The 20,927-nt window shown below is 49.7% G+C and carries 16 protein-coding genes and 2 rRNA genes (1 of these 18 only partly in view); 11 read left to right on the forward strand and 7 right to left on the reverse strand.

Features of this window, described 5'->3' with window-relative positions; translation table 11 throughout:
• Together ACO05E_RS08860 and rrf are read left to right on the forward strand one after the other, a co-directional pair.
• Positions 1–1,681, forward strand: a 23S ribosomal RNA gene (locus ACO05E_RS08860) (it extends 1,207 nt beyond the left edge of the window).
• Between the two features lie 184 nt (positions 1,682–1,865).
• A 5S ribosomal RNA gene (gene rrf / locus ACO05E_RS08865) occupies positions 1,866–1,981 on the forward strand.
• 324 nt (positions 1,982–2,305) lie between these two features.
• On the opposite strand, the gene ACO05E_RS08870 is transcribed toward rrf, so the two are convergent.
• Genes ACO05E_RS08870 through ACO05E_RS08880 form a run of 3 tightly spaced genes read right to left on the reverse strand, consistent with a single transcriptional unit; the run spans position 2,306 to position 5,173 of the window.
• Complete coding sequence (locus tag ACO05E_RS08870) at positions 2,306–3,862, reverse strand: Dyp-type peroxidase (protein ID WP_419812579.1); 1,557 nt, start codon at positions 3,860–3,862, stop codon at positions 2,306–2,308.
• Between the two features lie 16 nt (positions 3,863–3,878).
• Positions 3,879–4,550: a hypothetical protein gene (locus ACO05E_RS08875; protein ID WP_419812580.1), complete on the reverse strand. Its 672-nt coding sequence runs from the start codon at positions 4,548–4,550 to the stop codon at positions 3,879–3,881.
• A gap of 2 nt (positions 4,551–4,552) precedes the next feature.
• Positions 4,553–5,173 carry a hypothetical protein gene (locus ACO05E_RS08880; protein ID WP_419812581.1) on the reverse strand — a complete coding sequence of 207 codons (621 nt, stop codon included), beginning with the start codon at positions 5,171–5,173 and terminating at the stop codon, positions 4,553–4,555.
• 119 nt (positions 5,174–5,292) lie between these two features.
• On the opposite strand from ACO05E_RS08880, the gene ACO05E_RS08885 reads away from it, so the two are divergent.
• Entirely contained in the window at positions 5,293–7,281 is a 1,989-nt protein-coding gene (locus tag ACO05E_RS08885) for a DNA topoisomerase III (protein ID WP_419812582.1), read from the forward strand.
• A gap of 133 nt (positions 7,282–7,414) precedes the next feature.
• Here the strand turns inward: ACO05E_RS08885 and ACO05E_RS08890 are convergent, their stop codons facing one another.
• From ACO05E_RS08890 to ACO05E_RS08900, 3 genes are all read right to left on the reverse strand, one after another.
• Complete coding sequence (locus ACO05E_RS08890) at positions 7,415–8,008, reverse strand: YggT family protein (RefSeq protein ID WP_419812583.1); 594 nt, start codon at positions 8,006–8,008, stop codon at positions 7,415–7,417.
• A gap of 73 nt (positions 8,009–8,081) precedes the next feature.
• Complete coding sequence (gene proC / locus ACO05E_RS08895; protein ID WP_419812584.1) at positions 8,082–8,900, reverse strand: pyrroline-5-carboxylate reductase; 819 nt, start codon at positions 8,898–8,900, stop codon at positions 8,082–8,084.
• 85 nt (positions 8,901–8,985) lie between these two features.
• Entirely contained in the window at positions 8,986–9,672 is a 687-nt protein-coding gene (locus ACO05E_RS08900; RefSeq protein WP_419812585.1) for a YggS family pyridoxal phosphate-dependent enzyme, read from the reverse strand.
• Between the two features lie 164 nt (positions 9,673–9,836).
• Here ACO05E_RS08900 and ACO05E_RS08905 point away from each other — a divergent pair, with 164 nt between their 5' ends.
• The 8 genes from ACO05E_RS08905 to ACO05E_RS08940 all read left to right on the forward strand — a co-directional run bounded on the left by ACO05E_RS08905 (position 9,837) and on the right by ACO05E_RS08940 (position 18,014).
• On the forward strand, positions 9,837–10,871 hold the full coding sequence (locus ACO05E_RS08905; RefSeq protein ID WP_419812586.1) for a type IV pilus twitching motility protein PilT: 1,035 nt from the start codon (positions 9,837–9,839) through the stop codon (positions 10,869–10,871).
• Positions 10,872–10,924: 53 nt separating this feature from the next.
• Positions 10,925–12,040 carry a PilT/PilU family type 4a pilus ATPase gene (locus ACO05E_RS08910; RefSeq protein ID WP_419812587.1) on the forward strand — a complete coding sequence of 372 codons (1,116 nt, stop codon included), beginning with the start codon at positions 10,925–10,927 and terminating at the stop codon, positions 12,038–12,040.
• Positions 12,041–12,201: 161 nt separating this feature from the next.
• On the forward strand, positions 12,202–13,425 hold the full coding sequence (locus ACO05E_RS08915) for an acyl-CoA dehydrogenase family protein (RefSeq protein WP_419812588.1): 1,224 nt from the start codon (positions 12,202–12,204) through the stop codon (positions 13,423–13,425).
• Entirely contained in the window at positions 13,425–14,279 is an 855-nt protein-coding gene (locus ACO05E_RS08920; RefSeq protein WP_419812589.1) for an SDR family oxidoreductase, read from the forward strand. Before ACO05E_RS08915 ends, ACO05E_RS08920 begins: the two co-directional genes overlap by 1 nt.
• On the forward strand, positions 14,276–15,370 hold the full coding sequence (locus tag ACO05E_RS08925) for a phosphotransferase family protein (protein ID WP_419812590.1): 1,095 nt from the start codon (positions 14,276–14,278) through the stop codon (positions 15,368–15,370). The genes ACO05E_RS08920 and ACO05E_RS08925 overlap by 4 nt, the downstream gene beginning before the upstream one ends.
• 1 nt (position 15,371) lies before the next feature.
• Positions 15,372–16,061, forward strand: a complete 690-nt coding sequence (locus tag ACO05E_RS08930; protein ID WP_419812591.1) for a histidine phosphatase family protein — start codon at positions 15,372–15,374, stop codon at positions 16,059–16,061.
• A 32-nt stretch (positions 16,062–16,093) separates the two neighbouring features.
• Positions 16,094–16,864, forward strand: coding sequence for an SDR family oxidoreductase (locus ACO05E_RS08935; RefSeq protein WP_419812592.1), 771 nt, complete (start codon positions 16,094–16,096; stop codon positions 16,862–16,864).
• Between the two features lie 100 nt (positions 16,865–16,964).
• Positions 16,965–18,014, forward strand: a complete 1,050-nt coding sequence (locus tag ACO05E_RS08940; RefSeq protein WP_419812593.1) for an SMP-30/gluconolactonase/LRE family protein — start codon at positions 16,965–16,967, stop codon at positions 18,012–18,014.
• Between the two features lie 97 nt (positions 18,015–18,111).
• Here the strand turns inward: ACO05E_RS08940 and ACO05E_RS08945 are convergent, their stop codons facing one another.
• Positions 18,112–20,850: a S8 family peptidase gene (locus ACO05E_RS08945; protein WP_419812594.1), complete on the reverse strand. Its 2,739-nt coding sequence runs from the start codon at positions 20,848–20,850 to the stop codon at positions 18,112–18,114.
• Positions 20,851–20,927: the final 77 nt, after the last annotated feature.

Below are 20,927 nucleotides of genomic sequence, written 5' to 3' on the forward strand. Positions count from 1 at the left end.
GTGAACCAGGCTGGAGGTATCAGAAGTGCGAATGCTGACATGAGTAACGATAAGGGGAGTGAAAAACTCCCCCGCCGGAAACCCAAGGGTTCCTGTCCAACGTTAATCGGGGCAGGGTTAGTCGGCCCCTAAGGCGAGGCTGAGAAGCGTAGTCGATGGGAAACAGGTTAATATTCCTGTACTTGTTTGTAGTGCGATGGGGGGACGGAGAAGGCTAGGCCAGCACGGCGTTGGTTGTCCGTGTTTAAGCTGGTAGGCAGAAGACTTAGGCAAATCCGGGTCTTCAATGCCGAGACGTGATGACGGTGACTCTACGGAGTCCGAAGTGGTCGATGCCATGCTTCCAGGAAAATCCTCTAAGCTTCAGCTACAAAGAAACCGTACTCTAAACCGACACAGGTGGGTAGGTAGAGAATACCAAGGCGCTTGAGAGAACTCGGGTGAAGGAACTAGGCAAAATGGCACCGTAACTTCGGGAGAAGGTGCGCCGGCTAGGGTGAAGGACTTGCTCCGTAAGCTCTGGCCGGTCGAAGATACCAGGTGGCTGCGACTGTTTATTAAAAACACAGCACTCTGCAAACACGAAAGTGGACGTATAGGGTGTGACGCCTGCCCGGTGCCGGAAGGTTAATTGATGGGGTTAGCTTCGGCGAAGCTCTTGATCGAAGCCCCGGTAAACGGCGGCCGTAACTATAACGGTCCTAAGGTAGCGAAATTCCTTGTCGGGTAAGTTCCGACCTGCACGAATGGCGTAACGACGGCCACACTGTCTCCACCCGAGACTCAGTGAAATTGAATTCGCAGTTAAGATGCTGCGTTCCCGCGGCTAGACGGAAAGACCCCGTGAACCTTTACTATAGCTTCACAGTGAACTTTGAATTGTCTTGTGTAGGATAGCTGGGAGGCTTTGAAGCGTTAACGCCAGTTAGCGTGGAGCCAATCTTGAAATACCAGCCTGGTCAATTTGGGGTTCTAACTCAGGTCCATTATCTGGATCGAGGACACTGTGTGGTGGGTAGTTTGACTGGGGCGGTCTCCTCCCAAAGAGTAACGGAGGAGCACGAAGGTCGGCTAATCCTGGTCGGACATCAGGAGGTTAGTGCAATGGCATAAGCCGGCTTAACTGCGAGACAGACACGTCGAGCAGGTACGAAAGTAGGTCATAGTGATCCGGTGGTTCTGTATGGAAGGGCCATCGCTCAACGGATAAAAGGTACTCCGGGGATAACAGGCTGATACCGCCCAAGAGTTCACATCGACGGCGGTGTTTGGCACCTCGATGTCGGCTCATCACATCCTGGGGCTGAAGCCGGTCCCAAGGGTATGGCTGTTCGCCATTTAAAGTGGTACGCGAGCTGGGTTTAGAACGTCGTGAGACAGTTCGGTCCCTATCTGCCGTGGGCGTTTGAGATTTGAGAAGAGCTGCTCCTAGTACGAGAGGACCGGAGTGGACGAACCTCTGGTGTTCGGGTTGTCATGCCAATGGCATTGCCCGGTAGCTACGTTCGGACAGGATAACCGCTGAAAGCATCTAAGCGGGAAGCCCCCTTCAAGATGAGATCTCACTGGAGCTTCGAGCTCCCTAAAGGGCCCAGGAAGACTACCTGGTTGATAGGCAAGGTGTGTAAGCGTTGTGAGGCGTTGAGCTAACTTGTACTAATTGCCCGTGAGGCTTGACCATATAACACCCAAACTTGGTGGTGTTAACAAGCCAACTCTGAATAAAACAGAGTAAAGAACAATCGGCACCGCCGGTTCGTAAGAGAATCTTAATTAAAAAACTCATGTATCCAACCCTATTGGTTTTACTTACGCAGTCGCATCAATAAGACGACAGTCAGACGTAAATAAAACAACAAGCTTTGCTTGACGACAATAGAGCTGTGGAACCACCTGAATCCATTCCGAACTCAGAAGTGAAACGCAGTATCGCCGATGGTAGTGTGGGGTTTCCCCATGTGAGAGTAGGTCATCGTCAAGCTCTTATCCTAAAAACCCCGATCGCTTATGCGGTCGGGGTTTTTTATTGCCTGTAAGAAACTTCCTGAATTTAATTACCATTCAATCTTCATCATTCGGTGTTCCCGGAGCAACCGTCTGCTGCAGGATGCAGCAGTCGAGCATACAGGGACGTACTTGCTGCGTGTTGTGAGGGAATACCGGATGGTGAAGGTGAGAAAACCAACCTCACTGAATCCATCAACATCACACGCCGTGGATCCATCCCTGGAGGCTCTACTATGGCATCCATGCCATAGAAGGTGATTTATGATGAATGCAGCAAGCTTGGTTCTGCAACTAGCCTTTATGCCGGATCAACAATCCCCTGAGCAATCATCTCTAGGGCTGTAATACTCGGAATAAAGAAATAATCACCGCCGCGTGTCTCAACAAACCGGGGTAGGTGAGTGCAGAAGAACGGCGCTTTACCACTGCCCGGTTCAGCCTGAATAATCGCTTTATCGGTTAACTGGCCATTATGATTGCCGAGGAACACATCCTTATCATTGCCCAGCTTAAAGTCGTTGGAGTAGTTCACCCATTGTTGCTGCACAAATTCGAACTGGCGCTCAATGCTGGCGCCAATGCACATAAAGATAATGCCTTGCTCGCTGTTGTCGTTGGTTAGCTCGTCATGCCCACCATAAGGTAAGCCACGGCGCATCAGGCGGCGACGATCAACCAGCGCGCCTTTGCTGTTAAAGGCTTCTTTTTCAGTTTCCAGTGAGCCTCGGGTATTGGTCCTGCGGACGTGAGCGCCAACTGGGCATTTTGCCCCTGACTTGTCATCGTCGTAAGTGAAATCAATCCACTTCTGTTTCAGAGCTTTTAACTGCCCGGCAGCGCACTGATCACCGCTGTTGGCTTTTGCTGTTAACTCGGCCAGCGTTTTATCCAGCTCGGCTTTACTCTGATCATCGGGCGCTAATACCAATGGAGCGCCATTGTCAGCCCAACGACCTGCAAACTTCGCCATTAATAATTCTTTACTGCCATCAAAGTCCTTTGCCTGATTGTCGACGTAATCCTGAAAGGTTTTGACGTTTTCATGCAGCTTCCGGTACACCATAAAGGTGCCGTTTAATGCCAGTAATTTGGGTGTCGGTGCCGGTGGGTATTCCTGGGCTTCATCGATATGGCCGAGAATAAATTCACCGGTCGCCAGCGGAACCCAGCTGCCATCGCGGGTTAACTTACCACGGCCAGGCAGACGACTGAGATCGTTACCGCAGCCTTCAAAATACGGATTACCAATACCGTCGGTAAAGCCAAAGTGTTCTTTCGGGCCGGGTTTGCCATTTTCATACACTGCAGAGGCGTCCTGATAAGGAAACAACTCGCCATTGGGCCCTTTATGGCCCGGGCGAATAGAAACGCCACTCTGGCTCTCTGAGATCAGCTGTTCAATTTTCAGGTAATGTTGCTGCAACGCTTCTTCATTCTGGGCATTAATCGAAACCCAGGCATGAACATGCTCTCCCTGCCAGACCGGGTCCCAGTGTTGTGGATCACTGGGGCCATCATCACCAAGAATGGCTTTTCGTTCACGCATGCCCATTTGAAATTCAAGAGGAAAGCCTCTGAGCGACAGTTCCGGTAACTGCAGTGCTTTTAAGCCGGAAAATGTGAAACCGATATTGGTGGTGACGGTTGGTTTTTCTTCTGGAGCGGGGTGGTCTTTATGTGCCCAGCGCTCTGCCGTGGTAATTAATGGTACCAGTTGTTTGAGAAAGTGCCGTGCCCGCTTTGGGTGATGAAACTCCAGAAAAAAGTAACGTGCTTTCGGAAAGCCAAAGCGGCCATAACCTTTGCAGATATTTCCCTGAATATCGTATAAATCGAGTGGTCGGTTAGTGCTCATGATGCAATCCTTTGGCTTATGCGTTTTCTGATGTGGTGGCAGGGCTCGTGCTGAGTTGTGTCTGGCCGGGTACCCAACTGGGCGAGTTCAGATTATCTAACTCCACATCTTGCAGAAATTCTTTAAATGCTGCTTTTAAATCCGCTGCGTTTTTACCCTGATTTAACAGCACAAACTCGCTGAATACCTGCTTCACATAGAGCGACTTTAACTGCTGTTTTAATGATTTATCGGTCGATCCATTAAAAAATAAGGTAGTCGTCAGCTGGCATTTTTTGATGTATTCGATAAATGATGCGGCATCATTCACCCGCTCAAAACCAACCGCATATTGCCAGATATTACGGATCTCAGACTCAGCGTTGTGCCACATACCTTCAAGGTAAGGTTCTAACTCACCATGAAAGTTTGAGGTGAAAACCAGATATTTGGACTTCAGGTGATCCCGTTTTACCTCGTTGCCCTGTTCAAAAAAAACATCATTTAAAATAAATAACCGGGCAAAGTAAGTATCAGGCACTTTGGCAAACGGACTCTGCTCGTTTAATGGCAAGGTCTGCAATCGACGTCGGGTAATTTTATCGTAGGATGCCAGGTCAAAATTATCATCGTCATTGGTTTCACATTGTCCGTTTTTAATCGGACATAAACAGGTTAAGCCATAAGACTCGCCAAATGTATTTGCCATGTTTATGCCTCCTTTGCCGGGTTGAGTGTCATGACCGGGCCAACATCCATACTGCCGAGTGACTCCTGATGATCCGCCAGGAAGTGATTGTACCTTGCCAAAAAGTCATCATCCGTTAGCTCATCCACTTGTTGCGCCAGTTCGGTCAGCCCTTCAAATAAGGTTTGTGCACTTTTTACGTCATTGGATGCGGCCAATGGATAGGCGTTGTAGTAATGATTGGTTTCGACCTGATTAAAGCGAATGTAATTGTAGAAATCGTGCAGTGGGATGGATTTGGGGTAACGGATATTCCAGCGCCAGAACATATCCAGACCTGATGGGATCGCAAATGAAAACGAGTCGATATATTGGTCCCAACTGCCGTTAAAGTTACTTTCAAACAACATATAGCTGTAGTGCAGCTTTTCTTTAGGCTGAGATTTATCCAGGTGCGGAAACGACCAGCGGTTAATAATGGTCCAGCGGGCGTAATGGATCAGCGATAAGGTCAGCAGACCTTTAACAAAATAGGGGAAGGTTTTAACCACGACCCAGAAGATGATTTGTTGCCAGATGGCAGTCCACCACCGGAGTGGGGTGATGACGTTCATGCCATAGGCTTTTCCGGCAAAATTAGACACAACGAGCTCCTTTCGGTGATGGGGGTGGATTGATTCTACCGATCCTTTTGAGCAGATCCAGACTTTTATTAAATACTGTTTTTATATACAGTTAACCAGTCTTCGTAGAAATTGGTGCCATGAGACTTTTTGTTGCTGAAAAACCCAGTTTAGGCCGTGCAATTGCCGCGGTATTACCCAAGCCTCACCATAAAGGCGAAGGGTTTATTCGTGCCGCCAATGGTGATGTGGTCAGCTGGTGTATTGGTCATTTACTGGAGCAGGCTGAACCAGACGCTTATGACCCGGCGTACAAGCAATGGCGACTGGATCACCTACCTATTGTGCCTGAGCAGTGGCAGTTACAGGCAAAACCGAAAACCCGAAAACAGCTGTCGGTATTACGTAAGCTGGTGAAAGAAGCTGATCAGCTGGTGCATGCGGGCGATCCGGATCGGGAAGGGCAGTTATTGGTTGATGAGGTGTTCGATTTCCTTAAGGTCTCAAAAACCCGTAAGCAGCAGATTCAGCGTTGCTTAATTTCTGACCTTAACCCAAACGCAGTAAAAAAAGCCTTAAGTGGTTTACGGCCGAACAGTGACTTTACCGCGTTATCGGTGTCGGCGCTGGCACGCTCCCGGGCGGATTGGCTGTACGGTATTAATCTGACCCGCGGATTTAGTATTAAAGGTCGGCAGGCAGGAATTAACTCAGTGTTATCCGTGGGGCGGGTGCAAACACCGGTGCTGGGTCTGGTGGTTCGCCGGGATGAAGACATTGCCGAGTTTGTTTCTAAGCCGTTTTATGAGGTTTACGCTCAGCTTGCATTAACACCCGATCAAGCTACTTCATTTAGAGCCAAGTGGCTTCCCAGTGAGGCCTGTGCCGCGCATCAGGATGAAGAAGGTCGGGTATTAAATCTGAAGCTGGCACAAAACGTCGCCCAGCGCATTCAACAACAACCTGCCGTGGTGGAAGCGATTCAATGCAACGACAAAAAGCAGTTTGCACCGCTGCCCTACAATTTATCGGCATTACAGATAGATGCCGCCAAAGCGCTGGGTATGAGTGCCAAGCATGTACTGGATGTGTGTCAGGCGTTGTATGAAAAACACCAGTTGATCACCTACCCAAGGTCCGACTGCCGTTATTTACCGAAAGAGCATCTGAGCGATATTCCTGCGGTGTCTGCTGCCATTCAGAATAATGATCAGGCATTAGGCTCTGTTGTGGCGAATGCGGATTTTTCATTACGCAGCAAAGTCTGGAACGATGCCAAAGTGGATGCTCACCATGCCATTATTCCGACTGCGAAACAGACCTCACTGGAGAAGCTTGGTAAATGGGAACAGGGCGTTTATCGCTTAATTGCGCGCCAGTATTTGTTGCAGTTTTATCCGGCGTTCGAATATGCCGATACCAAGGTGGAACTTCGCATTGCGGGTGGTTTATTTCGTGCCAGTGCCAGAGAAACCTTAACGCCCGGCTGGAAGCAGGCGATGCCTCAGAAAGCGTCGGCGAAAACAAACACGTCTGAGGGTGACGAGCAAAACAATCCTCATAATCAGCCCCATTTGCCGCCACTCACTCAAGGGCAATCGTTGTGGTGCCATGAAGGGCAGATCGCTCATAAACACACCCAGCCTCCAGCCCATTTTTCCGATGCCACCTTACTGGCTGCGATGACGGGCATTAATCGTTTTGTCTCGGATAAAGAATTACAAAAGGTATTAAAAGAAACCGATGGTTTAGGCACCGAAGCCACGCGCGCCAGTATTATAGAACTGTTATTTACCCGCCAGTTTTTACGCCGTGAAGGCAAACAAATTCGCGCTACGGAACTGGGAAAAGCGCTGATCCGGGTATTACCCGCTTCTACCACGCTGCCGGATCGCACGGCGTTATGGGAACAGCAACTGAATGCCATCAGTGAGCGTCAGCTGAATTATCAGAGTTTTATGCAGCCATTACAGCAGGAGTTGTATCAGCTGGTGGACGATGCCCGTGGGCTGGATATCAGTGGTTTATCCGGTATTAAAATGGAAAAACCGAAAGGGAGTTATCAACGCAAACGGCGCAGCTCAACCCGTAAAACTGGGAAAAGTGCGCCGCGTAAAAAGGTTGGCTAACTATTTTGGTGAAGTGTAAAACGTTTGCGAGGCCGCTGATTCAAGGCAAAAACAGACGAAGAAGCGCAGTTTATAAATAATAAATGAGCATTATGAGTTTGTTTTTAACGCTGAAGCAGCAACGTAGCTAGTTTTAAAGGCCAAAAACTAAGCCACGAGGCATTTGGGTTATCACCGCTAACTGACGAATTACCATAATTTCGACAATCTGAATCACCAGAAATACCACAATCGGTGATAAATCAATGCCACCCATATCCGGCATTTTTTCACGAATCGGGCGCACTACTGGCTCCAGAATCTGATTGATTAAAATCAGTGCGGGGTTGTAGGAATTTGGCGCAACCCAGGAGGCGATCACGGTAATGATTAACCCCCAGAAATACACATTCAGAATCAGCGCTGGCAGGCCAATCAGTGCCCACACCAGAATATTGGCCCAGGGCAGAGCCAGTCCGGAACCGGCAACGATCAGAGTGGCGACCATCACCAACACCTGTACAACGTAAGCCAGCAATAACGACGCGGTATCTAAGCCAGCAATGCTGGGAACCATACGACGCAAGGGAATCAGAATCGGGTTGGTGAACTTCACAATAAACTGCGAAATCGGATTGTAGAAATCAGCGCGTACCAGTTGCAGCAAAAAGCGCAGCATCACAATCAGCAGCACCATGCTGCCAATGGTATTCACTAATAACATTCCAACTTGTGATAAAGCAGACATGCTTACTCCGTTGTGTTTGGCTTATATGAGTTTGGACTTAATGGTTGTTAACGCGTTAATACCAGCAAGCGGATTAATTTGCCAGCTCCTGGCTTAGCTCGCCAGCACGATCATTGGCCGATTGTAACGCCGCTTCAACGATATCGCGCAAATGAGCCGCTTCAAAGGTCTGGATCGCACGTTCAGTGGTGCCACCGGGTGAGGTAACACGACGACGCAACTCGGCCGGGTTTACATCGGACTCCTGCGCCATTTTTCCTGCTCCCAGTGCCGTTTGCAGGGTTAACTGAGTAGCGGTTTCTTCACTCAGACCGAGCTTTTTACCGGCTTCCACCATGGCTTCCATCAGCAGGAAATAATACGCCGGGCCGCTGCCGGATACTGCGGTAACGGCGTCAATCTCGGCTTCACTTTGCACCCAGACGCTAATGCCAACAGCGCGTAATAAAGAATCGGCAATATTGCGCTGATCCAGCGATACCTGTTCAGTGGCGAACAAACCCGTTGCGCCAAGGCCAAGTAATGATGGTGTGTTGGGCATGCAGCGCACAATGGCATCACAACCACTCCATTGCGCCAGAGAGTCGAGTGAAATGCCGGCGGCAATCGAAATCAGCATGGGCTGGCGTGCGCTCAGGGTGGCTTTTAATGGTTCCAGCACGGCTTTCATCACCTGCGGCTTAACCGCCATAATCACCACGTCGGCATTGGCAATCGCCTGTTGATTATCGCTATGCCCCTGAATGCCAAACTGCTCACTTAACTGAGCCACCTGCTCGGCATTCGGATCACTGACGTGCACCAGCTCCGGGTTCGCTTCACCTTGCTTGATTAAGCCACCAATAATGCTGGTGGCCATATTGCCGCCACCAATAAATGCGATTTGTGTCATGAGGTTTCCTTATATCGACAGGCCGAAGGCTCCGAGAAGTACGACGACCTGATATCTGTATCTTGTATCTGAGTGTAGAGGGTATTCAGCTTCTGGCACCAAAAATATCGGTGCCAATGCGCACTTCGGTACTGCCGTAAGCAATCGCTAAGGCCATATCTGACGACATGCCCATCGATAGGGTGTCGACTGACGAATAGTCTTGTTGCAGTCGCTGAAACAGGTGCTGCATGGCCTCAAACTGCTGCGCCAACGCCGCACCATCCTGAGTATTTTCCGGAATACACATCACGCCACGTAAGCTGAGGTTGGGCAACTGCGCAATCAATGCTGCCAGTTGATCGACCTCATCTGGTTGAATACCGGCTTTCTGGTCTTCGCCACTGATGTTGATTTGCAGCAGCACGTTAAGTGGTGGCATATCAGCCGGACGCTGATCATTCAGGCGCTGGGCGATCTTGTCGCGACACACCGTCTCCGCCCAATGAAAGTGGGTGGCAATCGGCCGTGTTTTATTCGACTGAATCGGGCCAATAAAGTGCCATTCGATATCGGTTAAATGTTGCAGGGCGTCAATCTTCTCCTGAGCATCCTGCAGGTAGTTTTCACCAAAACTGCGCTGGCCCTGCCGATAAATCGTTTCAACCATCGCGGCGGGTTTGGTTTTACTGACAGCCAGCAGCTTGACTGCCTGAGGCGCTCGCTCAGCCTGATCGCAGGCTTGCTGTAAACGATTAATGACCTGTTGATAGTTCTGTTCGGGAGTAGGCATAACAGCGGTTTGTTTAACATCTTGGTGGCTATTTCGATGCTAGGATATAGAAACCGGGCCAGCGCTGCCAATGGCATTCTGTTATCAGTCAGCGCTCTGCCGTATGATGACCACCATAAGTCAGGTACAGAAACTGACGAATTGTTTTTTCTGAGGAGAAGTGAATGGATATTACCGAACTGTTGGCGTTCAGCGCGAAGCAAGGCGCGTCCGACTTACACCTGTCGGCAGGCCTGCCCCCTATGATTCGTGTTGACGGCGATGTGCGTCGTATTAATCTGCCGTCGCTGGGCCATAAAGAAGTACACGGTCTGGTATATGACATCATGAACGATAAGCAGCGTAAGGATTTTGAAGAATTCCTTGAGACTGACTTCTCCTTCGAAGTGCCGGGCGTGGCGCGTTTCCGGGTAAACGCCTTTAACCATAACCGTGGTGCTGGCGCGGTATTCCGGACCATTCCTTCCAAAGTACTGACCATGGACCAGCTAGGCATGGGTCAGGTGTTTAAAGACCTGGCAGATACCCATAAAGGTATTGTGCTGGTAACTGGACCAACCGGTTCGGGTAAGTCGACCACGCTGGCGGCGATGCTGGATTACATTAACGAAAGTAAGTATTACCACATCCTGACGGTAGAAGATCCGATCGAATTTGTGCACGAATCGAAGAAATCCCTGATTAACCAACGGGAAGTACACCGTGACACCCTGGGCTTTAACGAAGCGCTGCGTTCTGCCCTGCGGGAAGACCCAGATGTGATTCTGGTGGGCGAGATGCGAGACCTGGAAACCATCCGTCTGGCGTTAACTGCAGCCGAAACCGGTCACGTGGTGTTTGGTACGTTGCATACCAGCTCGGCAGCTAAAACCATTGACCGGATTGTTGACGTGTTCCCGTCCGAAGAACAAGCCATGGTACGTTCAATGCTGTCTGAGTCTCTGCAGGGCGTGATCTCTCAGACACTGCTGAAGAAAAGTGGCGGTGGTCGTGTGGCGGCTCACGAAATCATGGTCGGTACTCCGGCGATTCGTAACCTGATTCGTGAAGATAAAGTGGCGCAGATGTATTCTGCTATCCAGACCGGTGGTGCCTATGGCATGACCACCATGGACCAGTCATTACAGACACTGGTTCAGAAGGGTTTGATTAGCCGTGATACCGCTCGTGAAAAAGCCAAAGTGCCGGATAACTTCTGACGCTGACGATAGATATAGATATAGATAAGGACAGATTAGAAAGGTAACTCTCCATGGCTATGGATAAGTTTTTGCGTCTGATGGTGGAAAAAGGCGCCTCCGATTTATTTATCACCGCCGGTGTTCCGCCGTCGATGAAGGTGCATGGCAGCATCATGCCACTGACGAAAAATCCGCTGGGTGCCGAACAAACCCGCGATATTGTGCTGGGCCTGATGAACGGCAAGCAACAGGATGAGTTTGAAGAGAAAAAAGAACTCAACTTTGCCATTAATGCCAGTGGTATTGGTCGTTTTCGGGCGTCGGCGTTTTATCAGCGTAACGTCGCCGGTATGGTGTTGCGGCGGATTGAGACCCGGATTCCGAGTCTGGATCAGCTTGGTCTGCCCGACATTATCAAAGATTTGTCGATGTCCAAGCGTGGCCTGATTTTATTTGTGGGTGCCACCGGTGCCGGTAAATCAACCTCGCTGGCAGCGATGATTGGTTATCGTAACCGCAATTCCAAAGGCCATATTCTCAGCATTGAAGACCCGATTGAATTTATCCATCAGCACGAAAGCTGCATTGTTACCCAGCGGGAAGTGGGGTTGGATACTGAGACGTTTGAGATTGGTCTGAAGAACTGTCTGCGTCAGGCTCCGGATGTCATCATGATTGGTGAGGTACGGTCGGCGGATACCATGGAGCACGCCATCACCTTTGCTGAAACCGGCCACTTATGTCTGGCGACGCTGCACTCCAACAACGCCAACCAGGCCCTGGAACGAGTGATTCACTTTTTCCCAACTGAGCGCCATAGCCAGATCTGGATGGATTTATCCCTCAACTTAAAAGCCATTATTGCCCAGCAATTAATTCCAACACCGGATGGCAAAGGTCGTCGTGCGGTGATTGAAGTATTAATTAATACACCGCTGGCATCGGATTTAATTCGTAAAGGCGAAGTACACGAATTAAAACCGCTGATGCGTAAATCTAACGAAGTGGGCATGCAGACCTACGACCAGGCGCTGTACGCGTTATACGAGCAGGGTGAAATCACTTACGAAGATGCCATTGCTCATGCGGACTCGCCAAACGATCTGCGCCTGATGATTAAACTGGGCTCAGAAACCGATGCTGATTCGCTGGATAGTGCAACTTCCAAGCTGAGACTGCAGGATTAACCGAAACCCTGTTATCTGAAAATTGATCGCCTGAAGAATAATCGCCGTTCTGGATTATTCTTAAGGTGAATAGATCTACATTCAAAACATTCATTTCTTTCATTCATTCCCCCTCCCTACACTGAATCCATTGCTTCGTTTATTACCACAGGATTCAGACCATGGATTTTCAACACTCCGCCAAAGCGCAAGACTACATTCAGCGCGTTAAAGACTTTATGGCGACTGAGATCGAGCCGATTGAAGACGACTACCTGCGTGAGCTGCACAGTCTGGAGAACAAGTGGGTGGTACTGCCCATCATTGAAGAGCTCAAAGCCAAGGCCAAAGCGGCGGGCTTGTGGAATCTGTTTTTTCCCAATGACGAACATGGCGCAGGTCTGAGTAATCTGGAATACGCGCCGCTGGCGGAATTGATGGGCCGCTCTCAGATCGCCTCTGAAATTTTTAACTGTAACGCCCCTGACACTGGCAATATGGAAGTGCTGGAAAAATACGGCACCCCGGAGCAGCAGGAGCAATGGCTGAAGCCGTTAATGGCTGGCGAAATTCGTTCTGCTTTTTGTATGACAGAACCTGCGGTTGCGTCTTCTGATGCAACCAATATGGCGGCCACCGCGGTGGTGGAAGGCGATGAGATCGTCCTGAATGGCCGCAAATGGTGGAGCACCGGCATTGGTCATCCAAACTGCAAAGTCGGAATTTTTATGGGGCTGACCAACCCTGAAGCCCACCGTCATCAACAACATTCAATGGTGTTATTCCCAATGGATGCGCCGGGGGTAAAAATCGAGCGTATGTTGCCGGTGTTTGGTCATTACGATGAGCCGTTTGGTCATGGTGAAATCAGCTTTACCAATGTGCGCGTGCCATTGTCGAACGTGATTGCAGGGCCGGGGCGTGGGTTTGAAATTGCACAGGGTCGTTTAGGCCCGGGTCGTATCCACCATTGTATGCGTATGATTGGCGGTGCCGAGCGAGCGTTAGAACTGATGTGTCAGCGTGCCGTATCGCGGGTAGCGTTTGGCAAGCCGCTAGCAAACCTGGGCGGCAACCGCGACATTATTGCTAACGCACGCATGAATATCGAACAGGCTCGCTTATTGGTGTTAAAAGCCGCCTGGATGATTGATAACGTTGGTGCCATGGGGGCGATGAGTGAAATCTCGCAGATTAAAGTGATTGCCCCGAATATGGCCCAGGAAATCGCCGATGCGGCGATGCAGATTCATGGCGGTGGTGGATTGTCGGATGATTACCCGCTGTCGGCTATTTTTATGGCTGCCCGGGCGATTCGCCTCGCCGACGGCCCGGATGAAGTCCATCGCGGTTTAATTGCCAAATTTGAGCTGGCTAAATATCGTGACTTTGCCAGCGGGAAATAATGATGACAAAAAAAGTATTAATTACCGGTGCAGCATCGGGTTTAGGACGAGCACTGGCATTGCGTTTTGCCAGAGCAGGCAGTGAAATTTGTATTGCCGATATTAATGAACAGGGTGCCCAGGAAACACTGACATTGGTGCAGCAAGCGGGTGGCAATGGCTGGGTGTATCCACTTGATGTTCGTTATGAAACGCAGTGGCATGACCTGCGCGATGAGGTTATCCAGCGCTGGCAAACCATCGATGTGGTGATTAACAATGCCGGTGTTGCCACGGGTGACCGTATTGAAGCCGGTGAATGGCATTGGTGGGACTGGATTATCGACATCAATATTAAAGGCGTGGCCTTAGGTTGTCGTACATTTACTCCCCTGATGAAACAACAACAGTCGGGTTATTTTATTAATGTCGCCTCGCTGGCCGGATTAATGAAAGCACCCGCCATGGGCTCTTATAACGTCACCAAGGCAGCGGTTGTTGCCTTATCCGAGACCTTACACTTCGAATTAAAACCCTATGGTATTGGTACTACGGCGCTTTGCCCCGGGTTTTTCCGTACCAATCTGGATAAAGGCATGAAAACCTCTGACCCACAGATGTATAAATTTGTGGATAAAGTGTTTGAGGCGTCCGAATTAAATGCCGACGATATTGCCGATGCGGCGTTTAAAGCCATGCAGAAAAATCAGATTATCTGTAATCCACATCCAACCGGACGGCGGGCATATTTTATTAAAAAATATCTGCCGTGGTTATTCCGCATACAAATGGATAAATTTTCGTTAGCGTTAAAAAATCGTGACCCGAATCTGAAAACACAATTGCAGCAGGATGCCGAAGCAGGTGTGAAATGAGCGAACAGTTTATTGACCAACCCAAAGCGTTACGCAGCAGTGATGCGTTTGATATTGCTGCGGTGCATCATTGGTTAAATGCACAAGGCCTGAATCTGGGTGATGCCTTACCTGAGGTACAACAATTTTCAGGAGGTGCATCCAACCTTACCTATCAGCTTAGTTATGCCAAAGGAGACGATGGTAAAAAGCAACAATATATTCTGCGTCGCCCACCGGCGGGTCATAAAGCCGCCAGTGCACATGATATGAAACGTGAATACACAGTGATGGCACGACTGAAACCGGTTTATCCGTTTGTACCGGATATGCTGGCCTTTTGTGATGATCATAGTGTAATTGGCTGTGACTTTTACGTGATGGAAAAATTAGTTGGCATCATCCCCCGCGGTAATCTGCCCAAAGGTATGAGGCTGGAAAAGTCTCAGGCACATGATTTATGTGTGTCGGTGGTGGATAAACTGATCGACCTGCACAGTGTTGATTATCAGGCGGCGGGTCTGGATGATCTGGGTAAAGGGCAGGGCTATGTTCAGCGCCAGGTTGAAGGCTGGAGCAAGCGTTATGTCAAAGCCAAAACCTGGAATGTTCCCGGCTTTAATAAAACCATGTCGTGGTTAGCCAAACATCAGCCGAATGATGTAAAAACCTGCATTATTCACAACGACTACCGTATGGATAATGTGGTGCTGAATCCGGATCAACCCGGCGATATTATCGGGGTTCTGGATTGGGAAATGGCAACGCTGGGAGATCCGTTAATGGACCTTGGTGGAGCATTAGCCTACTGGGTGCAGGCCGATGATGATTTTGTCATGCGCTCTCTGCGTCGACAACCCAGTCATTTACCAGGTATGTTGAGCCGTGATGAGATTGTTGATTATTACTGCCAGAAAATGAATCTGGATAAATCGTTATGGCCGTTTTATGAAGTCTTCGGACTGTTCCGTTTGGCTGTGATTGTGCAGCAAATTTATTATCGTTATCACCATAAACAAACTGATAATCCGGCGTTTAAAAATTTCTGGCTGGTGGTGCATTACCTGAACTGGCGCTGCAAAAAAATTATTAAAAAAAGCGGTTTAAAATAACATGGCCAGTATTTATTTGGTTCGTCATGGGCAAGCTAGCTTCGGTAAGCTGAATTACGATCAGTTATCGGAACTGGGCTGGCAGCAAAGTGAGCTGGTGGGGCAGGCGCTGTTGGCGCGTGGTATTACTCCGGCTTGTGTAGTACATGGTGCTATGGTGCGTCATGAAGAAACGCTGAAAGGCGCTCAGAAGCATTGGCACTCGGCTGCATCGGTTGTTGAAATGCCCGGTTTTAATGAATTCGATTCCGACGATGTGGTGGCTTGTGCATTCCCGGAATTTCAGGATAAAGCAAACTTTGGCCGTTGGTTACAACAGCAGGATAATCGTCGTAAAGCCTTTCAGCAGGTATTTGCTCAGGCCATTGAACGCTGGATCTCAGGCCAACATCAGGATTACCAGGAGTCCTGGCAAAGCTTTACCACTCGTTGTAATCAGGCACTGGACGATTTAATTCAACAACTGGAAGGGCAGGATGCTGTGGTATTTACCTCCGGTGGCCCTATTACTGCCATTGCTCAACACTGCCTGGCATTAAATAATGCCAAGGCCTTTGAATTAAACTGGACATTATTAAACGCAGGCATCAGCCAGATTTTATACAGCCGTTCGGGTAAGAAAAGCCTGGCCAGTTGTAATGAACATCACCACCTGGCGGCGGCAGGGTCATCATTTGTGACCTATCGCTAATCCCATATCCATTAAAAATAAGGATAAATAGTATGAATCCTCAAGAGTTATTTTCGGTTGCCGGTCGTGTGGCTTTGGTAACGGGTGCCAGTCGTGGTATTGGCGAAGGCATTGCCAAATTATTAGCCGCAGCCGGAGCTCATGTGATTGTTTCCAGCCGTAAAATTGATGGCTGCCAGCGGGTTGCGGACGAAATTAAAGAAGCCGGTGGCAGTGCCGAAGCCTTAGCCTGCCATATTGGTGAAATGGAGCAGGTGGAAGCCTGTTTTAAAGTCATTGAAGAGCGACATGGCAAGCTGGATATTCTGGTGAATAACGCCGCCGCTAACCCGTATTTTGGTCATGTGCTGGATACTGACTTAGGCGCATTCCAGAAAACGGTGGATGTAAATATTCGCGGTTATTTCTTTATGTCGTCATTAGGTGGCAAGCTGATGAAGAAAAATGGGGGTGGCAGCATTATTAATGTGGCGTCAGTCAATGGCGTGGTGCCGGGGGATTTTCAGGGTATTTATTCCATCACTAAATCCGCGGTGATTTCGATGACCAAAACCTTTGCCAAAGAATGTGCGCAAATGGGCATTCGCGTGAACGCGTTATTACCCGGTTTAACCGATACCAAGTTTGCTTCCGCGTTAACTACCAATGACGCGATCCTGAAACAAGCGATGCTGCATATCCCGATGAAACGTATGGCGATGCCAGAAGAAATGGCAGGCACTGTACTGTATCTGGCTTCCGCTGCGTCCAGCTATACCACCGGCACCACAATCAATGTCGATGGTGGTTATTTATTGGTGTAGAGCCTGTTATATTCAACAGCACCTCGAAAAGCTCAGGAACTCCCTGAGCTTTTTTATGGAACTTTTCTATAAACAGAACACAATAAAATCAGGAGCTGTTATGTGGAAGTTGTTTATTGTCCTTATTATTGTGATTGCTGGTGCAATTGCTTATCCCTCGCCAATTGATTCCAAAGCCTTTCAGCCGTCGCGGCCGTTAGCCATGAATGGTGTGTTAGCGCCCAATGATGCACTGCAGGTTACTCAGCTCACCAGCTTACCTGCGGGCAGTCGCGGCGGTGAAGATATTGCCGTGGATACCCTGAAGTGTGTGTATACCGGGGTTGAAAATGGCGATATTTTACGCAAATGCCCCTACAGTGATTGGGAAGTGTTGGCCAATACCGGCGGTCGGCCATTGGGTCTGGCATTTGATCAGGAACAGAACCTGATTATTGCCGACGGTGAAAAAGGGCTGTTAAAACTCACGCCCAAACAGAATTTAACCACACTGGTGGATCAGTACCAGGGCCAACGATTAGGCGTTGTTGATGATGTTGATATCGCCGCCGATGGCACGATTTATTTCAGCGATGCCAGTGCGCTGTTTTCTCTGAAAGATCACTTTTTTGATGGCTTAAATGCCGACCCTTCTGGTCGTTTATTTGCTTATGACCCGGCCAATAACAGCCTGAAATTACTGGCGAATGATTTATTTTTTGCCAATGGTGTAGCGGTTGCTAACAACCAACAGTTTGTTCTGGTTAACGAAACCTTTGCTTATCGTATCAGTCGGGTATGGATTGGCGGAGAAAAAGCCGGACAAAAAGATATTTTTCTGGATAAATTACCGGGCTTTCCGGATGGCATTGCAACCGATGCTGATGGCTCTTTCTGGTTAGCTATTTTTGCCCCTCGAAGCCAGTTGATTGATAAAATTCAGCCACTGCCCTGGGTTAAAAATCAATTAGCCAAATTACCCCACGATCTGGCTCCTGTTCCACCGGCCTATGGTTTGGTAATTCAGTTAAGTTCAGAGGGAAAAATCCTGCACAGCCTGCATGATCAGGCTGCGGTTGCGATTGGTGAAATTACGTCGGTTCAGCCGGAAGAGGAAGGACTGTATCTGGGAACATTAAATGGCCCGGCAATTGGCAACCTGGCTTTTTAATGGCTACATAAGTCTTTGAATAGCTGAAGCCGCGAAATAAAAAACGCACGATAAACCCAGTTTATCGTGCGTTTTTCTTTTTTATACTAATGTGACGTTAACGCGCCAATACTTTTCCCGTTATCTCAACCCGTCTAGGGTCGAGCGTTTTTTCTTCTGACTGACCTGATAGACCTGTGGCGGACGCCTCTCCACCGGAAGCAACCTGAACCGGGATATCGATGCCGGTCACATTGCTATTGTCAATTACCACGATCTGCGGCGCACCCAGAATCGGGTAGGCACCACAGGTTTCGGCTGAATCGCACACCAGGTTGTCAGCATCAATATCCGAGCCTGCCAGAACCCGATAGCGACCGGGTGCCAGTCCGGGTGCCTGATAGCGGCCATCGGGTTGTGCTGCAATACTGCCAACCTGCTGGTTAGTATCGGCATTAAATAATAAAACATAGTGCTGCGTGATCTGCCCACCGCTGGAGGTGTTGACGTTCAGCGCCAGTGCAACATTGATGATCAGGTCAGCCGGTGAACTGCTGTCGCTGACGACCGGGCTCAAGCGAATAGTGGCCGGATAAATACCATCTGCCAGGCCTGTGGTATCAACAGTAGCGGTATAAGTGCCTAAACCATTGCCGTTGTCTGTGGTCAGTGCAACCGACAACCAGGTTGCGTTGTCTGATGGTGTGATACCGGTTAAGGCCGTGCCTCCTGCATTGGTGACAGTAAAGGTTTGGTTGCCAGAGGCTGCAAAGGTCAGTGCCGATGGTGACGACTGCAGCAATACCGGTAATGGTGGTGGGTTGCCGCCATTAGCCAGGCTGCGTGCCTCCAGTACTGCTTTAAAGGCATCGATTTCACCGTGACCAAAGGAGTCATCACGACCATTGACGCCGCGGTCGTTGGTTAACCGGCCACTGCTGAGCAGTGAATCAAACAAGGCTGGTGTTAAAGCCGGGTATACCGATTTCATCAGCGCAATCACTCCGGCAACATGAGGAGAGGCCATGGACGTTCCCTGCAGAAAACTGAAGGCGCTCTGGCGTTGACCACTCTGATCATCCACTAAGGTACTGGCAACACCGTCCGGGCGACCATCCGCTGTGACATCAACCCGCAGATTACCGCCGGGGGCGGCAACGTCGATGGTGCTGCCGAAGTTGGAGTAGGGTGCCAGTGCCTGGCTGGCATCCGTGGCACTGACCGAAATCACGCCGTCATAAGCAGCCGGATAGCTCGGTACCGAAGTCGATTCATTACCGGCGGCGGCAACAATAATCATACCGCTGTCACGTACTGCCTGATAAACCTGTTGTTCTGCCTGAGAGAACCCCGGGCCACCTAATGACAAGTTCGCAATCTGGGCTTTCTGGGCTGGCAGAGTACCGCTGCTGTTGCTCAGCCCGGCGGCATAGCGCAAGCCCTGAATAATATCGGAGGATAAACCACCTTGTTGCCCCAGCACCCGGATCGGCATGATCTGAGCGCCCCAACTGACCCCGGAAACACCAATGCCATTATTGGAGGCGGCCGCAATCGTGCCCGCAACGTGGGTACCATGCCACGAGCTTTGGCCGCGTAATGGGCTATCACCCGGGTCGTCCGGGTTGCTGTCGATGCCGTTATTATCCCGGGCGTTGGCAGCATCGGAAATAAAGTCATAGCCCGCGACCAGCTTAGAAGATAAATCGCTGTGGTTGAGAAAAACTCCGGTATCGAGCACGGCAACAATCACGTTATTTTCTTCACCGGTAGAGATATCCCAAGCCTGAGGCAAGTTAATCGCCGGGTAATGCCATTGCAGGCTGTACAGTGGGTCGTTCGGAACTCGCTGGGCATAGCGAATAAAGTTTGGCTCGGCATAACGAACACCGCTCTGCTGCGCCATGCGTTTTATATCAATCAGAGTCTGGCGGCGCTCATACAAGGATTCATTGTAGGTTTTTAACGGATCTTGTTGAGTACTTGCTGACAGGGTCGTTTGCAAGCGGGCCTGTGTCGTGGTGGTGTTCAGATCCATCACAACCGGCCATTCTGTGCCTTCGCCACTTGCCAGCTGTTGCCGTGTCATACCAAAAGCACTGGCAGCGGGTTGAGTGTCATAAGCAACCAGCGCCTGACCCGGGACAAAGTCGCTGAAACGACTGCTCTGTGAGGTTGGCTGACTGATGGTTAAAACATATTTTGAGGCGCCTGAAAACGCAAATACATTAATCAGGTACTCGCCATCCTGTGGAACCGTAATGGTTTCTTCAGGTTGCAGGCGATTGTTTGGGTCAAAACCAATCAGGCCGCTGGAGCAGCTTTTACTACCATTACCGTCGACCTGACAGTCAGGGTTGATTGGCAGTAAAAACAGATCAAGGTCGTCGTTGTCATCGAGCAGAGAAGTTGAAGCGATATCGACCACCTGCAGGCGTATCACCTGGCCCTGAAGTAATGACACCCGGTAATAATCATCGCTATCGGCGGTGTCGGTAAAACGCTCAATATTGGCGTTACCACCGGTTCCCCGGGCTGAGGCAAAGCCCTGAACCGTGGCAACATTGGGCAGGGGCTGTGCAACGACCGGGGAGCTGTTGCTGGTGTGCGGCGCAAAAATATCATTAATATCACTGTCAACAAAAGTCTGTGCCGGAACTGAAATCTGCCCGCTGATACTGAATCTTACATTGGGGTCTGGCTGCGGTTGTGGCTGCGGTTGCGGTTGTGGCTGCGGCGCCCCTGGTATTTCAAACAAAGAATCACCCGAAGAAGAGCCTCCACCTCCGCCACCACAGGCTGATAATAACAGCAGGGCGCTGGTGAACAGGACAGTACGTGCTTGAAAATCAGCCATAGCGGTTTCCTGAATAAAAAATAATGAATAAGTGATCTGACTGCTCAGATAAGAAAAAAGTTTAATCTGTTGAGTAT

Source organism: Bacterioplanoides sp., from assembly GCF_965226395.1.
Lineage (GTDB): Bacteria > Pseudomonadota > Gammaproteobacteria > Pseudomonadales > Oceanobacteraceae > Bacterioplanoides.